Source organism: Pseudomonas sp. HP_14, assembly GCF_055283875.1.
The window spans coordinates 1-15,379 of sequence record NZ_JBTOQI010000018.1; the positions used below are offsets into that span (position 1 = coordinate 1).

A 15,379-nucleotide genomic window follows, 5' to 3' on the forward strand; every position below is an offset into this window, starting at 1 on the left:
CACCGCCGCGCGTGTGGGCTGGCCGCGGGGCGGCCCCCCCCCCCACCCCCCGCCCCACCGCCCCCGCCCCCCGGCCCCCCCCCCCCACCCCCCCCACTCCTACAGTTCCTTGAATTATTTGCACCAAAAAGCAGCACCCCTCCGTAATTCGTCGTCTTCTCCCTTTCCCTTCTTCTGTTTGCTTCATGCCAGCCGGTTCTGGGCCTATAATGCTCGCCTTTTTCGCCCAATGATTTTGCGGAGCTGGTGATGGCCGAACGTAAGGCGTACGTCGAGCGTAATACTCTGGAAACCCAGATCAACGCTTCGATCAACCTGGATGGCACCGGAAAGGCCCGATTCGATATCGGCGTGCCTTTTCTTGAGCACATGCTCGACCAGATTGCCCGTCACGGGCTGATCGATCTGGATATCAACTGTAAGGGCGACCTTGAGATCGACGATCACCATACGGTGGAAGATGTCGGTATCACTTTAGGTCAAGCCTTCAACAAGGCTATTGGCGACAAGAAAGGCATCCGTCGCTACGGTCATGCCTACGTGCCGCTGGATGAAGCGCTGTCGCGTGTGGTCATCGACTTCTCGGGTCGTCCGGGCCTGCAAATGCATGTGCCGTACACCCGCGCTGTTGTTGGCGGTTTTGACGTGGACTTGTTCCAGGAGTTTTTCCAGGGCTTCGTCAACCACGCCAATGTGACCCTGCACATCGACAACCTGCGTGGCACCAACACTCACCACCAGATCGAAACCGTCTTCAAGGCATTCGGTCGCGCACTGCGCATGGCGGTTGAGCTGGACGAGCGTATGGCCGGGCAAATGCCTTCGACCAAGGGTGTGCTCTGATGCAGACAGTCGCGGTCATCGATTACGGCATGGGCAACCTGCACTCGGTTGCCAAGGCGCTTGAGCACGTTGGCGCTGGCCGGGTGCACATCACCAGCGACGCCAACGTGATTCGTGAAGCCGACCGCGTGGTGTTTCCCGGTGTAGGCGCGATTCGCGACTGCATGGCTGAGATCCGTCGCTTGGGTTTCGACTCGCTGGTGCGTGAAGTCAGCCAGGATCGCCCGTTTCTCGGTATTTGCGTTGGCATGCAGGCGTTGCTCGACAGCAGTGAAGAGAATGGCGGAGTGGATTGCATCGGCATGTTCCCCGGCCAGGTGAAGTTCTTCGGCAAGGATCTGCATGAAGATGGCGCGCACTTGAAAGTGCCGCACATGGGCTGGAACGAAGTTGCGCAGGCGGTGGATCACCCGCTGTGGCACAGCATTCCGGACATGGCGCGTTTCTATTTTGTGCACAGCTTCTACATTGACGCGGCTAATCAGCGTCAGGTTGTGGGGCGCGGTCACTACGGCGTCGACTTCGCCGCTGCGCTGGCTGACGGTTCGCGCTTTGCCGTGCAGTTTCACCCGGAGAAGAGCCATACCCATGGCCTGCAGTTGCTGCAGAACTTCGCCGCGTGGGATGGTCGCTGGTAATCGTTATGGCCAAAGGTAAAAACAAGCCGCCGATCCTGACGCTGAGTGCCGAGCACGAGCAGCAGGCCATCGACAAGTTAAAGCGGCTGTTCTCTCAGCGTTTCGAACTGGACCTGGGTTCGTTCGAAGTCGCCGAGGTGCTTGAGTTTTTTACCAGCGAGATTGCCCCGCACTATTACAACCGAGCCGTTTTCGATGTGCAGCAATTGCTCAAGGAGCGGTTTGAAAGCCTCGAAAGCGACCTGTGGGCGCTCGAGAAAAACTGAATAGAAGCAGCTTCAAGCGACAAGCTTCAAGCCGCAAGAATTGGTGGGTACGCACACTTGCAGCTTATGGCTTGCAGCTTGCGGCTCTTTTGACGAAGGAAAAAGCATGCTGATCATCCCCGCTATCGATCTCAAAGACGGTGCCTGTGTGCGTCTGCGCCAGGGCCGGATGGAAGATTCCACCGTATTTTCCGATGACCCGGTTGCCATGGCTGCCAAGTGGGTCGAGGGCGGTTGCCGTCGTCTGCATCTGGTTGATCTGAACGGCGCGTTCGAAGGTCAGCCGGTCAACGGCGACGTGGTCACTGCCATTGCCAAGCGTTATCCGACCCTGCCGATTCAGATCGGTGGCGGTATTCGCTCGCTGGAGACCATCGAGCACTACGTGAAAGCGGGCGTGAGCTACGTGATCATCGGCACCAAGGCCGTCAAAGAGCCCGAGTTTGTTGCTGAGGCGTGCCGTGCGTTCCCTGGCAAAGTGATCGTCGGCCTTGATGCCAAAGACGGTTTTGTGGCCACCGACGGTTGGGCCGAAGTCAGCACTGTGCAGGTCATTGATCTGGCCAAGCGTTTCGAAGCTGACGGTGTTTCGGCCATCGTTTATACCGACATCGCCAAAGACGGCATGATGCAGGGCTGCAATATTCCGTTCACGGCTGCGCTGGCTGCTGCTACGCGGATCCCGGTGATTGCTTCCGGCGGTATCCACAACCTGGGCGATATCCGCGCATTGCTGGATGCCAAGGCTCCAGGAATCATCGGCGCAATCACCGGCCGGGCGATTTACGAAGGCACGCTGGATGTGGCTGAAGCTCAGGCGCTGTGTGACAGCTACCAGCGCTAAGCAGTTTCGGTAGGAGCGAACTTGTTCGCGAGAGGTCGGGGCATTCAGCATCATGGATGCCTGTCTAAACGCCTCGCGAACAAGTTCGCTCCTACCGGGATCCCGGCAGGATAGAAATCGGAGATTAACCCAATGGCCCTGGCCAAACGCATCATCCCTTGCCTGGACGTCGACAACGGTCGTGTGGTCAAGGGCGTCAAGTTCGAGAACATCCGTGACGCTGGCGATCCGGTTGAAATTGCCCGTCTGTACGATGAGCAGGGCGCTGATGAAATCACCTTTCTGGACATCACAGCCAGTGTTGATGGCCGTGATACCACGTTGCATACCGTCGAACGCATGGCCAGCCAGGTGTTTATCCCGCTGACCGTGGGCGGTGGCGTGCGTACCGTGCAGGACATCCGCAATCTGCTTAACGCGGGTGCCGACAAGGTATCGATCAACACGGCTGCGGTGTTCAACCCTGAGTTTGTCGCCGAAGCCGCCCAGCATTTCGGATCGCAATGCATCGTTGTCGCCATCGACGCCAAGAAGGTCTCGCTGCCGGGTGAAACCCCGCGCTGGGAAATCTTCACCCACGGTGGTCGCAAGCCTACTGGGCTGGACGCTGTGTTGTGGGCGAAGAAGATGGAGGATCTGGGCGCCGGTGAGATCCTGCTGACCAGCATGGATCAGGACGGTATGAAGAACGGCTTCGATCTGGGGGTAACCCGCGCAATCAGTGACGCGCTGGGGATTCCTGTCATCGCCTCGGGCGGCGTTGGCAACCTTCAGCATCTGGCTGACGGTGTGATCGAAGGTCACGCCAGCGCGGTATTGGCGGCGAGTATCTTCCACTTCGGCGAATACACCGTACCGGAAGCGAAGGCCTATATGGCCGCGCGCGGGATTGTGGTTCGCTAGAATTCGCTTCCCCACACTGTAGGAGTGAGCTTGCTCGCGATAGCAGTAGATCGGTTGAGAAATTATCGTCTGACCTGACGCTATCGCGAGCAAGCTCACTCCTACAGTTCATGTCGCCTCTAAGCTTAATCTCGCTTATGTGGGCAATACGCCATGTCTGCTGGACAAGCGCTTTTGAGCGCTGCACTCTGTCTGCCGTCAGCGTATGGAGAGCGCCAATGTTCAAATCTCGTTTTATTGCCCTAACGGCCTTCAGCGCTCTGGTTTTTAGCGCCACTGAGGCTGCACTGGCCGATGACGCCATTGAGGCACCGGGACGCGACTCCATTGTGCTGATGACCGAAAACCTGCCGCCCTACAACATGGCAATCGACGGCAAGAATTTCGCTCAGGAAAGTAACATTGAAGGCATCGCCGCCGAAGTGGTGCGTGAGACCTTCAAGCGCGCCGGGATTGGTTACAGCATGACGTTGCGCTTTCCCTGGGAGCGGATCTACAAGCTTGCTCTGGAAAAGCCTGGCTACGCAGTGTTTTCCACCGCGCGTTTGCCCGAGCGGGAAAACCTCTTCAAATGGGTTGGGCCAGTAGGTTCCTATGACTGGATCATGCTGGCCAAGGCCGACAGTCCAATCAAGCTGACCAGCCTGGAGCAGGCCAAGGCTTACCGTATCGGTGCCTACAAAGGTGACGCCATCGGTGAACGGTTGCTGGCCCAAGGGCTGAACCCGATCCTGCTGCTGCGCGATCAGGACAACGCAAAAAAACTGGTCAACGGGCAGATCGACCTGTGGGCGGCGGGCGATCCGACCGGACCATATCTGGCCAGAATTGAAGGCGTGACCGGTCTCAAAACCGTGTTGCGTTTCCATCACGCTGATCTGTATCTGGCTTTGAACAAGGCCACACCGGATGAGGTGGTGAACAAGCTGCAGACGTCGCTCGACCAGCTACGTGCGGAGGGCGTTGTGGATAAGATCCTGTCCCGGTACCGGTAATACCGCATTTTGAATGCGGGAGCGCGGTCAATTGTAGGAGCCGAGCTTGCTCGCGATGAACGATGGCACGGTTTTCAGCCCCGCCACCGCAAGGCCGCGATGAGGTTCTGCCTGGAACATCGCCTCGCGAACAAGTTCGCATCCTACCGTTGATGCCGGTCGTTAGCGATAAATCCCATTCTTGCCGTGGCCGGCCATCGCCTGATTGCCCCGCACGCTGATCATCTGCCGTAGGTCGATCCACTCGATGCCCTGGGCTTTCAGGCGCGGTAGCTCGCGTTCAAGCACGTCGAGCGTCACCGGATAAGGATGACCAATCATCACCGCCGAACCCTGTTTGCGGGCGAGCTCAATGGCAATATTCAGTTGCCGGGTGATGGCTTGCGGCGTGCGCTCATCATCGAGAAAGACATCGCGGGAGACGCTGGCCAACCCGATCTTTTGTGCCTCGGCTGCCGCAACGGTTTTCGCACTCGTGCGGCTGTCGACGAACAAAAGATGACGGCGTTGCAGTTCGGCCATCAACCACCCCATGGCTACAGGCTCGGCGGTCATGCGGCTGCCCATGTGGTTATTGATCCCAGCGGCGTACGGGACTTTCAGGAGAGCGGCGTTTAGCCTGCTTTCCAGTTCGGCAAGGGGGAGCTCGGGATGCCAGGCATACGGGCCCGTGGCCGGGTCCATAGGCATGTGCAGTATGACGATCTTGCCAGCACGATGGCCTTGGCGGGCGAACTCGGTGGCGTGAGGGGTATCCGGCATGATCGCCAGCGTGACAGGACCGGGCAGGGCAAGTACGCGCTGATCCCGGGCCGGATTCTGGCCCAGGTCATCGATGATCAATGTCAGAAACGCCGTATGAGGCTTGCCGGCCTGCGCGGCTGGCGCTGCGCAAGCAACGCCAGTCAGGACGCATAGGGTGGCGAGCAGCCAACCCGACAGGAATACACGCATGGCCTTAGTTGCCGCGCGTGATACTCAGGCCCTTAAGCAGGCTCAGAGCCTGGCTAAGCTGGAAGTCATCATCCTGCGGACGGGCCTTGGCGGCGCCGCCTTTGACCGTTGGCTTGTCCGCACCGCCGTTGCCGTTGCCCAGGTGACCGAGCAGATCGGCTTCCTTGTAGGCTTCGCCGTCAGCTTCGTTGGTGACTTTAGCGCGACGCACCACGATGTCAGGGTTGATGCCCTGCGCCTGAATCGAACGACCGTTAGGCGTGTAATACAGCGCCGTGGTGATCTTCAAGGCGCGGTCATTATTCAGTGGCAGCACGGTTTGCACCGAGCCTTTACCGAAGCTGTCAGTACCCATGAGGATGCCGCGCTTCTGGTCTTGCAAGGCGCCCGCGACAATCTCCGAAGCTGAGGCACTGCCACCGTTGATCAGCACCACAAGCGGTACGCCTTCGCTGGCATCCGCCGGGTCAGCCGAGAAGCGCAGCTCGGAGTTGGCAATACGGCCCTTGGTGTAAACGATCAGGCCCTTGGTCAGGAAGTGGTCAGCCACTTCAACGGCCGATTGCAGGACGCCGCCAGGGTTATTACGCAGGTCAAGAATCAACCCGCTCATTTTCTTGCCGTTGTCTTTACGGAACTTGGCCAGCGCTTTGCCGACTTCGTCACCGGTCTTGACCTGGAACTGGGTAATGCGGATATAGCCGTAGCCATTTTCCAGCATCTGCGCTTTGACGCTTTTGACCTGAATGGTCGCGCGTGCCAGCGTCACGTCGAACGGGTTACCACCGTCGCGGACCAGCGTCAGGGTGATCTTCTCGCCGATCTTGCCGCGCATCTTGTCGACCGCTTCCTGCATGGTCTGACCTTGCGTCGGTGCGCCGTTGATCTTGACGATCAGGTCACCGGCTTCGATGCCAGCCTTGGAGGCTGGCGTGTCGTCGATCGGGGAGACAACTTTTACGAAGCCGTCTTCAACACCAACTTCGATGCCCAGCCCGCCAAACTCACCACTGGTGCTTTCCTGCAGCTCCTGAAAGTCTTCAGGGCCCAGGTAGGCCGAGTGCGGATCGAGGTTGCTGAGCATGCCTTTGATGGCGTTTTCCAGCAGGGTCTTGTCGTCAACCGGCTCGACATAAGCGGCTTTGACCCGATCCATGACCTCGGCAAAAGTGCGCAGCTCATCGAGCGGCAGCGGCGCCTTGGCGGTAGTTGCCGCAGGCGGAATAGCGGCTGGCGCTGCTTTGACTTCCGCAGCCTGAGCCAGTGGAGCGCCGATAACGACGGCAATAGCCAGGGCCAGCGAGGTGAGGCGGGACAGATACGGCATGTCTAACGAACTCCTGAAGGTGGAACCGACTTATCCTTGAGTGCGGCACCATTGGGCCGGATCACTAGGGCGACCCTGCTGACGAATAGCGAAATACAACGCCGGTGTGTCCTGTCCACCACTGTTGCCTACAGTGGAGATAGCTTCACCGGCTTTAACAATGTCCCCGGCTGCCTTGAGCAAAGTCTGGTTGTGCCCATACAGACTCAAGTAACCGTTGCCATGGTCGAGAATGACCAGAAGCCCGGCGCCGCGCAACCAGTCTGCGAAGACCACCCGACCGCCGTGTACAGCATGTACCTGACTACCAGCCGATGCGCTGATCATCACGCCGTCCCACGTGGAGCGAGCGTCATCACCACGAGCTTCACCGTAGCGTGCCAGTAATCGACCATCAACTGGCCATGGAAGTTTGCCTTTGGCTGCAGAGAATGCGCCGCCGTATGAAGCGCCAGCGCTGGAAACCATGGCACCGGGTGCTTTTGCAGGGCGTCGTGGTGCGTCATCGCTGTCGGTTTTGCTGCTGTTTTTACTACCGCTGCTGGCTTGTGCCTGAGCTTCACGCTGACGTTTTTCTTCAGCCTCGCGCTCCGCAACCAATGCTTTCTGTCGGGCTTCTTCGGCTTCTCGGGCCTGCCGCGCCAACGTTTCTTCAATGGTTTTCAGGACTTTGCCAAGTTCAGCCTGTTCCTGTTGTCGCGCCTGGAGCTTTTGATCCCGTGACTTGTAGTCCTGATTGAGCTTGGCAAGCGCCTGCTGGCGCTCCTGGCGAACCTTGTCCAGCTCTTCGTGCTGAGTTTCCAGCGTGCTCTTCTGCACCAGCAGTTGTGCCTGTTGCAGGTCGATATCTTTTTCGACACCCGCCAACTGGCGCAGTGTTTCGTTGAAGGTGCGCAACTGAGTCAGGCGAGCCTGGCTCATGTAATCGTAGTAGGTCAGCGTCCGGGCGAATTTTTCAGGATGCTGTTGATTGAGCAGCAGCTTCAGGTATTCCTGCCGGCCGCTTTGATAAGCAGCGCGGGCCTGAATGGCGATCAGGCGTTGCTGTTCAACGCGTGCGCTCTGGAGTTTGCTTTTTTCCTGGTTGAGCCGATTGAGCTCGGCTTCGGTCTTTTTTAGTTCCTTTTGCAGGACCTCGACCTGCTTTTCCAGCTTACCCATGTCGGTTTCGGTACCGCGCAGGTCCTTTTGGACTCCGGCTTTCTCTTTCTGTAAATCGCCCAGGGCTTTTTGCAGCTCGGCGACATCCTGACGCGCAGCGTCAATCTGTTTCTGGGTGAGCGCCCGCTGATCGTCGGCAAACGCCGGATTGAGCAGGCAGATCAAAGCAAGGGTGATCAAGGCGCGAAGCATGAGGGTGGGCGATACCGAGGAATTGTGAAAAAAAGTGTCAGGCTTAGTATGCCCGGCACACGCTGCAAAAAAAACGCCTCGCTTGAGGCCATTCATAGAAAAAACCGGCATGTGGCTATGCGACATGCCGGTATGGAGCCTTTTACGCGTCAATCAGGATCGAGTGGCCGGTCATTTCTTCCGGCTTTTCCAGGCCCATGAGTTTCAGCATGGTGGGCGCTACATCAGCCAGAACCCCGCCTTCGCGGACTTTCAAATTACGCTTGCCTATATAAACGAAAGGCACCGGCTCGGAAGTGTGCGCTGTGTGTGCCTGACCTGTATGGTCGTCGGTCATTTGCTCGACGTTGCCATGGTCAGCAGTCAGCAAGGCTTCGCCGCCGACCTTTTCCAGCGCGGCAGTGATACGGCCGACACACACGTCCAGGCATTCGACGGCTTTAATGGCCGCTTCCATGATGCCGCTATGGCCAACCATGTCGCCGTTGGCGTAGTTGACGACGATGACGTCATAACGTTGATGCTCGATGGCATCGACGATTTTATCGGTGACTTCCGGCGCGCTCATTTCTGGCTGCAGGTCATAGGTCGCAACTTTCGGCGAGGGAATCAGGATGCGCTCTTCGCCCGGAAACTCTTCTTCGCGGCCGCCCGAGAAGAAGAAGGTCACGTGAGCGTATTTCTCGGTTTCAGCGATGCGCAGCTGAGTCTTGCCGTTGGCGGCGAGATATTCACCCAGCACGTTCTTCAGGCTGCCTGCGGCAAACGCCGAAGGTGCAGGAATGCTGGCTGCGTATTGGGTCAACATCACATAGTTGACCTTCGGCTGACGGGCGCGCTCGAAGTCCTTGAAGTCGTCTTCGACGAATACACGGGTGATTTCCCGGGCACGGTCGGCGCGGAAGTTCATGAACACCACTGCGTCGCCGTCTTCAACGGTGACCTTTTCACCAATGGTGGTGGCTTTAACGAACTCATCGTTTTCGCCGCGTTCGTAAGCAGCTTCCAGGCCCGCCACGCTGCTGGCGGCGTTGAATTCCGAGGAGCCGTCGACAATCAGGTTGTAGGCCGCTGCTACGCGGTCCCAACGGTTGTCGCGGTCCATAGCGAAGTAACGGCCGATGATGCTGGCGATGCGGCCTTTGCCCAGACGGGTAAAGGTTGCGTCCAGCAGTTCGAGTGATTTCTGGGCGCTACGTGGTGGTGTGTCGCGACCGTCGAGGAAGGCATGCAGGTAGATCTTTTCTGCACCACGCTGGGCGGCCAGTTCAGCCATTGCAACCAGATGATCCTGGTGGCTATGAACGCCGCCGTCCGACAGCAGGCCAAGGATATGCACGGCCTTGCCTGCGCCGACGGCTTTATCTACCGCGCTGCAAATAGTCGGGTTCTGAAAGAACTCGCCATCACGAATGGCTTTTGTGACCCGGGTGAAATCCTGATAAACCACGCGTCCGGCGCCCAGGTTCATGTGGCCGACTTCGGAGTTGCCCATCTGACCGTCCGGCAGGCCGACGTCCATCCCGGAACCCGATATCAGGCCGTTGGGCATAGACTTGTACAGGCGGTCCATGACCGGCATTTTGGCTGCCAGGATGGCGTTGCCCTCATGGCTCTCGCTGTGTCCGAAGCCGTCCAGAATGATCAGGACCAAAGGTTTTGGCGTGGTAGTCATAGAACCCACTCGTGGCTAAAAAAGTAAGTTGGAAAACAGACCGGCATTTTAGGGGCTGTTGATCTTCAATTGCGAGCCACGATGCCGGAGTTATCGGTTCTGGCGCGATGTCGTCTGAACTTGATTGACCTCATTGTCTGACGGACTTTGGCCGACCTTGGCTGCTGTGTATACTGGCCGACATTTTAACGCCCTGGAACCTACTGATGCTTCAGCACCTGCTTGCTTTTGCTACCAACCACTATTTGATCACTGGCGCTTTCATCATCCTGCTGGGGATGCTGATCGCCTACGAATTGAGCAAGGGCGGTCGCAGCCTGAGCACGGGCGAACTGACTGCGCTGGTCAACAAGGATCAGGCCGTGGTCATCGACATTCGCTCCACCAAGGATTACGCGGCAGGCCACATTGTGGGTGCCCTGAACTTCCCGAATGACAAAGTCCTGACCCGCACCAGCGAGCTGGAAAAGCACAAGGCCAAAACCCTGATCATCGTCGACGCCATGGGCCAGCAGGCTGGTTCGGTCGCACGTGAGCTGCTTAAATCCGGCTTCACGGCTGCCAAGTTGTCCGGCGGCGTATCCACCTGGCGTGCAGACAACCTGCCATTGGTGAAGTGAAATGGCTGAAGTCATCGTCTATTCCAGCGATTATTGCCCTTACTGCACTCGCGCCAAGCAATTGTTGCAGAACAAGCATGTGTCTTTCGAAGAGATCAGAGTCGATGGCAAGCCGCAAGTTCGCGCCGAAATGGTGAAAAAGTCCGGCCGCACCTCTGTTCCGCAGATATGGATCGGCTCGACCCATGTGGGCGGCTGCGACGACCTTTTCGCCCTGGAGCGCGCCGGCAAGCTCGATGAGCTGCTCTAAGCCAGACTCCAACCCCCTTCCAGAACTTAAACGTTAAAAGGACCCGAGATGACCGATCAACCGACCAACGGCACCGCTACCAACGAAGAAGACGCACCGCAATTTTCGCTGCAGCGTATTTACGTTCGTGACCTGTCGTTCGAAGCGCCAAAAAGCCCTGCGATCTTCCGTCAGGAATGGACGCCGACTGTCAGCCTCGACCTGAACACTCGTCAGAAGCCGCTGGAAGGTGATTTCTACGAAGTGGTTCTGACCTTGTCGGTTACCGTTAACAACGGTGACGAAGTTGCTTTCATCGTTGAAGTCCAGCAAGCCGGTATCTTCCTGATCAAAGGCCTGGACCAGGGTTCGATGAGCCATACGCTGGGTGCTTTCTGCCCGAACATTTTGTTCCCGTATGCTCGCGAAACCATCGACAGCCTGGTAGTCCGTGGTTCGTTCCCGGCGCTGATGCTGTCCCCGGTGAACTTCGACGCCCTGTACGCGCAAGAACTGCAACGCATGCAGGCTGCTGGCGAAACACCTACTGTTCAGTAAGTGGTTTGGCTGGACTAAAAAAGCGCCTTTTGAGGCGCTTTTTTGTGGGTGTTGGGTGACTAGGTTTCAATGGGGCGCTTTGTGTCCTTGCACAGCGTTGTAAGCCAGCTCCTACAAAAGCTATGCGTCGTCAGGCAAACCCCAACTGCCGCCAGCCTTCATACACTGCCACGGCAACGGTGTTGGACAGGTTCAGGCTGCGGCAACCCTCGCGCATCGGCAGGCGCAGGCGTTGATCGGAGGCCAGGGCGTCCAGGACTTCAGCAGGAAGACCACGGCTCTCAGGGCCGAACAGGAAGGCATCGCCCTCCTGAAAGCTGGCATCGTGGAAGGGGCGTGAGCCTTTTGTGGTAAAAGCAAACAACCGCGGATGACCGATACTTTCCAGGCAACTGGCAAGGTCGGGATGGGTCTGCAACGTGGCGAACTCGTGATAATCGAGCCCGGCACGGCGCAGGCGTTTGTCGTCCAGTTCGAAGCCCAAAGGCTCGATCAAATGCAGGGTGCTGCCCGTATTGGCGCACAGCCTGATGACATTGCCGGTATTCGGCGGAATTTCTGGTTGAAAAAGGATGACGTGAAACATGCACGGCTCCGAGCTGAAGAATGGCGAGCATTCTACCCTTGAAGAGGATCCACGGCCGAAGCTATGGCCAAAGGTTTTGGGTTCGCTGGCAATTGTCGGGCTTATGATCGGCTTGATGATCGGCCGCCTGACCGAGCCTGCTCCGCTTGAACTTTTACAAATCGAAGAGCGAGCTACCGGCCTCGTTTTGTGGTTCAACCGTGATCCGGAGGTTTTGCCTGAGCATGTGGATGGCACATTTGCCCTGAGGTTTACGGCAAAGGGTCAGCCATGGCGTGGGCAACTGAAGATCAACGGGAAGGATGTGCGCTGGAGGCTGGAGCGAGACAAGAGGGATTTGCTGCTGACTCTGCTGGCGGCCCGCCCGCTTCACGGTGACTTGCACGGTGAGAAGCTGGACGGGCGCTGGAGACTGGAGGTCAGTCTCCGAGAGGAATAAAAGAGGGGAATCCCCGGCCTGCCTGTACCAAGGTCCCCAAAACTGGTGATATGGAACCTATTGCAGACGGCGTGCCAGTTTTTGAAATTTCTTGTTTTAAAAAGTCTTCTCGTTGTGTTCCCCACCTCGAAAGCCCCAATCTGCGGGCTTTCTGGCTGTTTCATAAATTTATCGCCATCACGTTCAGCGCCCATTCAGCCCCCCTGAGATTTTCCGCAGGACGATTTGCTGTGTGTGAATCGCGCGTCGTTATGGTGCAAAAAATTCTGATGATGCACGGTTTAACGACTTTTTCTGAGGGGGCGCAGCGACAACGTTTTTCGAGTTTTGTTCGCCTCATTCCCGGGAGTGGTCTCGGAATGGGACCCAAAATCGTCCGACAGAAGGTCTTGAAACGACCGTTTCAAAGTTTTTTCGAGATAAATTTCAGGTGCATAGAGGCAAGTGATGACAACTGTAACAATTGCCACTATACCCTGTGCGCCTCAATGATTTCGGGGGCTTGAGTGTTCATTGAGAGTTTTCAGTTGTGCTGATTCCCGGGAGCAGGTGGCCTGCTTTTTGCTGTCCGAGGTACCAGTCAGAATGATCTGACGAATGGCAGTGAAATATTATTTAGGAATTAGTGAAACAGCTCGATACACTCAAGGACGGAAGGATCCGACAAGGTGCTGGACATATAACCGACAGGTCTTAAAAGCTTAGTAATAATTCTTTTTCGATTTGTTGATTGTTCACTACCCTGCGACCACCGATTCATCGGTGGGTCATTGGTCTTGAGGCGTCGGTTAACCATTGGCTTCGGTCGGGTTTGGCGCTAACCGTAAATTTTTGGGTCAGAGCGCCCCACGGGCCTCGGCACCAGAAATTATAAAAAATTAAGATTCACGAGGAGCGATTCATGAAGAAGTCCACTCTGGCCCTGGCTGTAGCCTTCGGCGTTTTGGCTCAGCAGGCTAGTGCAGCAGGTTTTCTGGAAGACAGCAAAGCGACTCTTAGCTCGCGTACCCTCTACTTTGATGGTGATGCACGCGAAGGTCGGGACACTACTGCTAACCGCACCCGCAACAAAGAAACTGCAACAGGTCTGAAGTTTGATTACCTGTCGGGTTTCACTGAGGGCACTGTTGGTTTTGGTCTGGACGTACAAGCACTGGTTGGCGTTCACCTCGACGGCGGCAAAGGGCACCACGCAGCAGCTGGCGGCATCACTCCTACCGACACCGATGGCTCTTCTGTAGATCAATGGTCCCGTCTGGGTGGTAATGCCAAGGCGCGCTTCTCCAAAACTGAACTGCGTCTGGGTAACGCTTTGGCACCAAACCTGCCAATCCTCGTTTCCAACGATGGTCGTTTGTTGCCTGCTGCCTACCAAGGCGGTGTTGTGACTTCTAAAGAAATCAACAACCTCACTCTGACAGGCGGTCAACTGACTCAGTCGATCGGCCGTGCGTCGAGCAACTGGACTGACCTGTCTGTTGGCGGCGCGACTGAAGCCAGCAACCAGTTCCGTTTCGCTGGTGGTGACTGGAAAGTTACCAAAGACCTGACGCTGCAGTACTACTACGCCAACCTGCAAGACTTCTACAAGCAACACTTCCTGGGTCTGGTACACGTATTCCCGATCTCTGAAGACCAGTCGTTCAAAACCGATCTGCGTTACTTCGACAGCAGCTCCGACGGCAAGAATGGCGATGTAGGCTACCGTTTCAACAACAACAACGGTTATGCCAAAAATACTGGCGAGGTTGATAACCAAACTTGGTCCGCGATGTTCACCTACTCTTTGGGCGGCCACGCAGTCATGGTTGGCCACCAGCAAGTTAGTGATGACGGCGGCATGGTTTTCCTGAACCAGGGTAACGTTGTTGATGGTCGCGGTCGTCCAGAAGGTAACGGCGGTTCCAGCGTTTACCTGTTCACTGATGCCATGATCAACAACTTCACCCGTGCTGGTGAAAACTCTACTTTCGGCCAGTACTCGTACGACTTCGCTCGTGCCGGTATCCCAGGTCTGAAGGCATCGATCGCCTACATCCACGCTGAAGACATCCGTGGCAACACTCTGGCTACCCGCGATCGCGAGTTCTCCGAGTGGGAACGCGACATGCGTGTTGACTACGTGATCCAGAGCGGTCCGTTGAAAGGTTTCGGCACTACTGTTCGTCACGGTTCGTACCGCGGCGACGCCGACCTGAACAACTCGACCAACCAAGATCAAACCCGTGTGATCTTCAACTACACCTACGCTTTCAAATAAGCCTGGTCAGTTGAAAAGGAACCCCGCCTCGTGCGGGGTTCTTTTTGCCTGAAATTTCATATCTCCAAAAGCTATATTCAAAGCGTTATCTATTCTTTTTAATTTCTAACGAAGGAGCGCAAAGTGGCTTCAATGAATTAGCAAACATCACAACAAGGAGCTACATCCATGAGCTTGCGACTTGGCGATATCGCCCCTGATTTTGAACAGGACTCCAGCGAAGGTCGTATTCAGTTTCACGAATGGCTGGGTAATAGCTGGGGCGTGTTGTTTTCCCACCCTGCTGACTTCACCCCGGTGTGCACCACCGAACTGGGATTCACCGCCAAGCTCAAAGACGAGTTCGCCAAGCGTGGTGTAAAAGCCATTGCGCTGTCAGTGGACCCGGTTGATTCCCACATCAAGTGGATCGGCGACATCAACGAAACACAGAACACCACCGTCAACTTCCCGATCCTGGCCGATGCTGACCGCAAAGTGTCCGAGCTGTACGACCTGATCCACCCGAACGCCAGTGAAACCCTGACCGTACGCTCTCTGTTTGTGATCGATCCGAACAAGAAGGTCCGGCTGACTATCACTTATCCGGCCAGTACCGGGCGCAACTTCAACGAGATTTTGCGGGTCATCGATTCCTTGCAACTGACCGACAACTACAAAGTCGCAACCCCTGCTAACTGGGTGGATGGTGATGAAGTAGTGATCGTGCCGTCGCTCAAGGATGAAGATGAGATCAAGCAACGCTTTCCAAAAGGCTACAGGGCCGTCAAACCATACCTGCGTCTGACGCCACAGCCTAATCGCTGAATCACCCTTCCACGACAGATGGGGTTAGCTTGGGCCGATTCGTCGGCCCTTTTTTATGCGTGAAATCCGACTTTCTGTAGGA

The 15,379-nt window shown here is 56.6% G+C and carries 18 protein-coding genes; 13 read left to right on the top strand and 5 right to left on the bottom strand.

Annotated elements, in window-relative coordinates:
- Positions 1-249: 249 nt before the first annotated feature.
- From hisB to ACYASS_RS13495, 6 genes are all read left to right on the top strand, one after another.
- A complete protein-coding gene (gene hisB / locus ACYASS_RS13470) occupies positions 250-843 on the top strand; it encodes an imidazoleglycerol-phosphate dehydratase HisB (RefSeq protein WP_243244135.1) in 594 nt (197 codons plus the stop codon).
- Positions 843-1,481 carry an imidazole glycerol phosphate synthase subunit HisH gene (gene hisH / locus ACYASS_RS13475; RefSeq protein ID WP_027898919.1) on the top strand — a complete coding sequence of 213 codons (639 nt, stop codon included), beginning with the start codon at positions 843-845 and terminating at the stop codon, positions 1,479-1,481. Before hisB ends, hisH begins: the two co-directional genes overlap by 1 nt.
- Positions 1,482-1,486: 5 nt before the next feature.
- Complete coding sequence (locus tag ACYASS_RS13480; protein WP_463586499.1) at positions 1,487-1,747, top strand: DUF2164 domain-containing protein; 261 nt, start codon at positions 1,487-1,489, stop codon at positions 1,745-1,747.
- A 106-nt stretch (positions 1,748-1,853) separates the two neighbouring features.
- Positions 1,854-2,591 carry a 1-(5-phosphoribosyl)-5-[(5-phosphoribosylamino)methylideneamino]imidazole-4-carboxamide isomerase gene (gene hisA / locus ACYASS_RS13485; protein ID WP_027898921.1) on the top strand — a complete coding sequence of 246 codons (738 nt, stop codon included), beginning with the start codon at positions 1,854-1,856 and terminating at the stop codon, positions 2,589-2,591.
- Between the two features lie 132 nt (positions 2,592-2,723).
- Positions 2,724-3,494, top strand: a complete 771-nt coding sequence (gene hisF / locus ACYASS_RS13490) for an imidazole glycerol phosphate synthase subunit HisF (RefSeq protein ID WP_087265831.1) — start codon at positions 2,724-2,726, stop codon at positions 3,492-3,494.
- A gap of 218 nt (positions 3,495-3,712) precedes the next feature.
- Positions 3,713-4,489 carry a substrate-binding periplasmic protein gene (locus ACYASS_RS13495; RefSeq protein WP_463586500.1) on the top strand — a complete coding sequence of 259 codons (777 nt, stop codon included), beginning with the start codon at positions 3,713-3,715 and terminating at the stop codon, positions 4,487-4,489.
- Positions 4,490-4,651: 162 nt separating this feature from the next.
- Here the strand turns inward: ACYASS_RS13495 and ACYASS_RS13500 are convergent, their stop codons facing one another.
- From ACYASS_RS13500 to gpmI, 4 genes are all read right to left on the bottom strand, one after another.
- The gene (locus ACYASS_RS13500) at positions 4,652-5,443 is read right to left on the bottom strand and encodes a divergent polysaccharide deacetylase family protein (RefSeq protein WP_463586501.1); all 792 of its coding nucleotides are present in this window, start codon (positions 5,441-5,443) and stop codon (positions 4,652-4,654) included.
- Positions 5,444-5,447: 4 nt separating this feature from the next.
- Complete coding sequence (locus tag ACYASS_RS13505) at positions 5,448-6,770, bottom strand: S41 family peptidase (protein ID WP_122664021.1); 1,323 nt, start codon at positions 6,768-6,770, stop codon at positions 5,448-5,450.
- A gap of 30 nt (positions 6,771-6,800) precedes the next feature.
- On the bottom strand, positions 6,801-8,123 hold the full coding sequence (locus ACYASS_RS13510; protein ID WP_463586502.1) for a murein hydrolase activator EnvC family protein: 1,323 nt from the start codon (positions 8,121-8,123) through the stop codon (positions 6,801-6,803).
- Positions 8,124-8,265: 142 nt separating this feature from the next.
- Positions 8,266-9,798, bottom strand: coding sequence for a 2,3-bisphosphoglycerate-independent phosphoglycerate mutase (gene gpmI / locus ACYASS_RS13515; protein ID WP_463586503.1), 1,533 nt, complete (start codon positions 9,796-9,798; stop codon positions 8,266-8,268).
- 206 nt (positions 9,799-10,004) lie between these two features.
- Between gpmI and ACYASS_RS13520 the strand changes: the two genes are divergently transcribed.
- The 3 genes from ACYASS_RS13520 to secB are packed head-to-tail and all read left to right on the top strand — an operon-like array spanning position 10,005 to position 11,205.
- On the top strand, positions 10,005-10,418 hold the full coding sequence (locus ACYASS_RS13520) for a rhodanese-like domain-containing protein (RefSeq protein ID WP_243244141.1): 414 nt from the start codon (positions 10,005-10,007) through the stop codon (positions 10,416-10,418).
- Position 10,419: 1 nt separating this feature from the next.
- Positions 10,420-10,668 carry a glutaredoxin 3 gene (gene grxC / locus ACYASS_RS13525; RefSeq protein WP_087265842.1) on the top strand — a complete coding sequence of 83 codons (249 nt, stop codon included), beginning with the start codon at positions 10,420-10,422 and terminating at the stop codon, positions 10,666-10,668.
- Positions 10,669-10,716: 48 nt separating this feature from the next.
- Positions 10,717-11,205: a protein-export chaperone SecB gene (gene secB / locus ACYASS_RS13530; protein ID WP_027898930.1), complete on the top strand. Its 489-nt coding sequence runs from the start codon at positions 10,717-10,719 to the stop codon at positions 11,203-11,205.
- A 130-nt stretch (positions 11,206-11,335) separates the two neighbouring features.
- Here the strand turns inward: secB and trmL are convergent, their stop codons facing one another.
- Positions 11,336-11,791, bottom strand: coding sequence for a tRNA (uridine(34)/cytosine(34)/5-carboxymethylaminomethyluridine(34)-2'-O)-methyltransferase TrmL (trmL, locus tag ACYASS_RS13535; RefSeq protein WP_463586504.1), 456 nt, complete (start codon positions 11,789-11,791; stop codon positions 11,336-11,338).
- Here trmL and ACYASS_RS13540 point away from each other — a divergent pair.
- The 4 genes from ACYASS_RS13540 (at position 11,790) to ACYASS_RS13555 (ending at position 15,297) form a co-directional block, all read left to right on the top strand.
- Positions 11,790-12,230: a hypothetical protein gene (locus tag ACYASS_RS13540; protein ID WP_463586505.1), complete on the top strand. Its 441-nt coding sequence runs from the start codon at positions 11,790-11,792 to the stop codon at positions 12,228-12,230. The genes trmL and ACYASS_RS13540 overlap by 2 nt on opposite strands.
- Before the next feature lie 50 nt (positions 12,231-12,280).
- Complete coding sequence (locus ACYASS_RS13545; protein ID WP_463586506.1) at positions 12,281-12,736, top strand: hypothetical protein; 456 nt, start codon at positions 12,281-12,283, stop codon at positions 12,734-12,736.
- A 395-nt stretch (positions 12,737-13,131) separates the two neighbouring features.
- Entirely contained in the window at positions 13,132-14,490 is a 1,359-nt protein-coding gene (locus ACYASS_RS13550) for an OprD family porin (protein WP_463586507.1), read from the top strand.
- A 168-nt stretch (positions 14,491-14,658) separates the two neighbouring features.
- Entirely contained in the window at positions 14,659-15,297 is a 639-nt protein-coding gene (locus ACYASS_RS13555; RefSeq protein ID WP_122664027.1) for a peroxiredoxin, read from the top strand.
- Positions 15,298-15,379 lie beyond the last annotated feature (82 nt).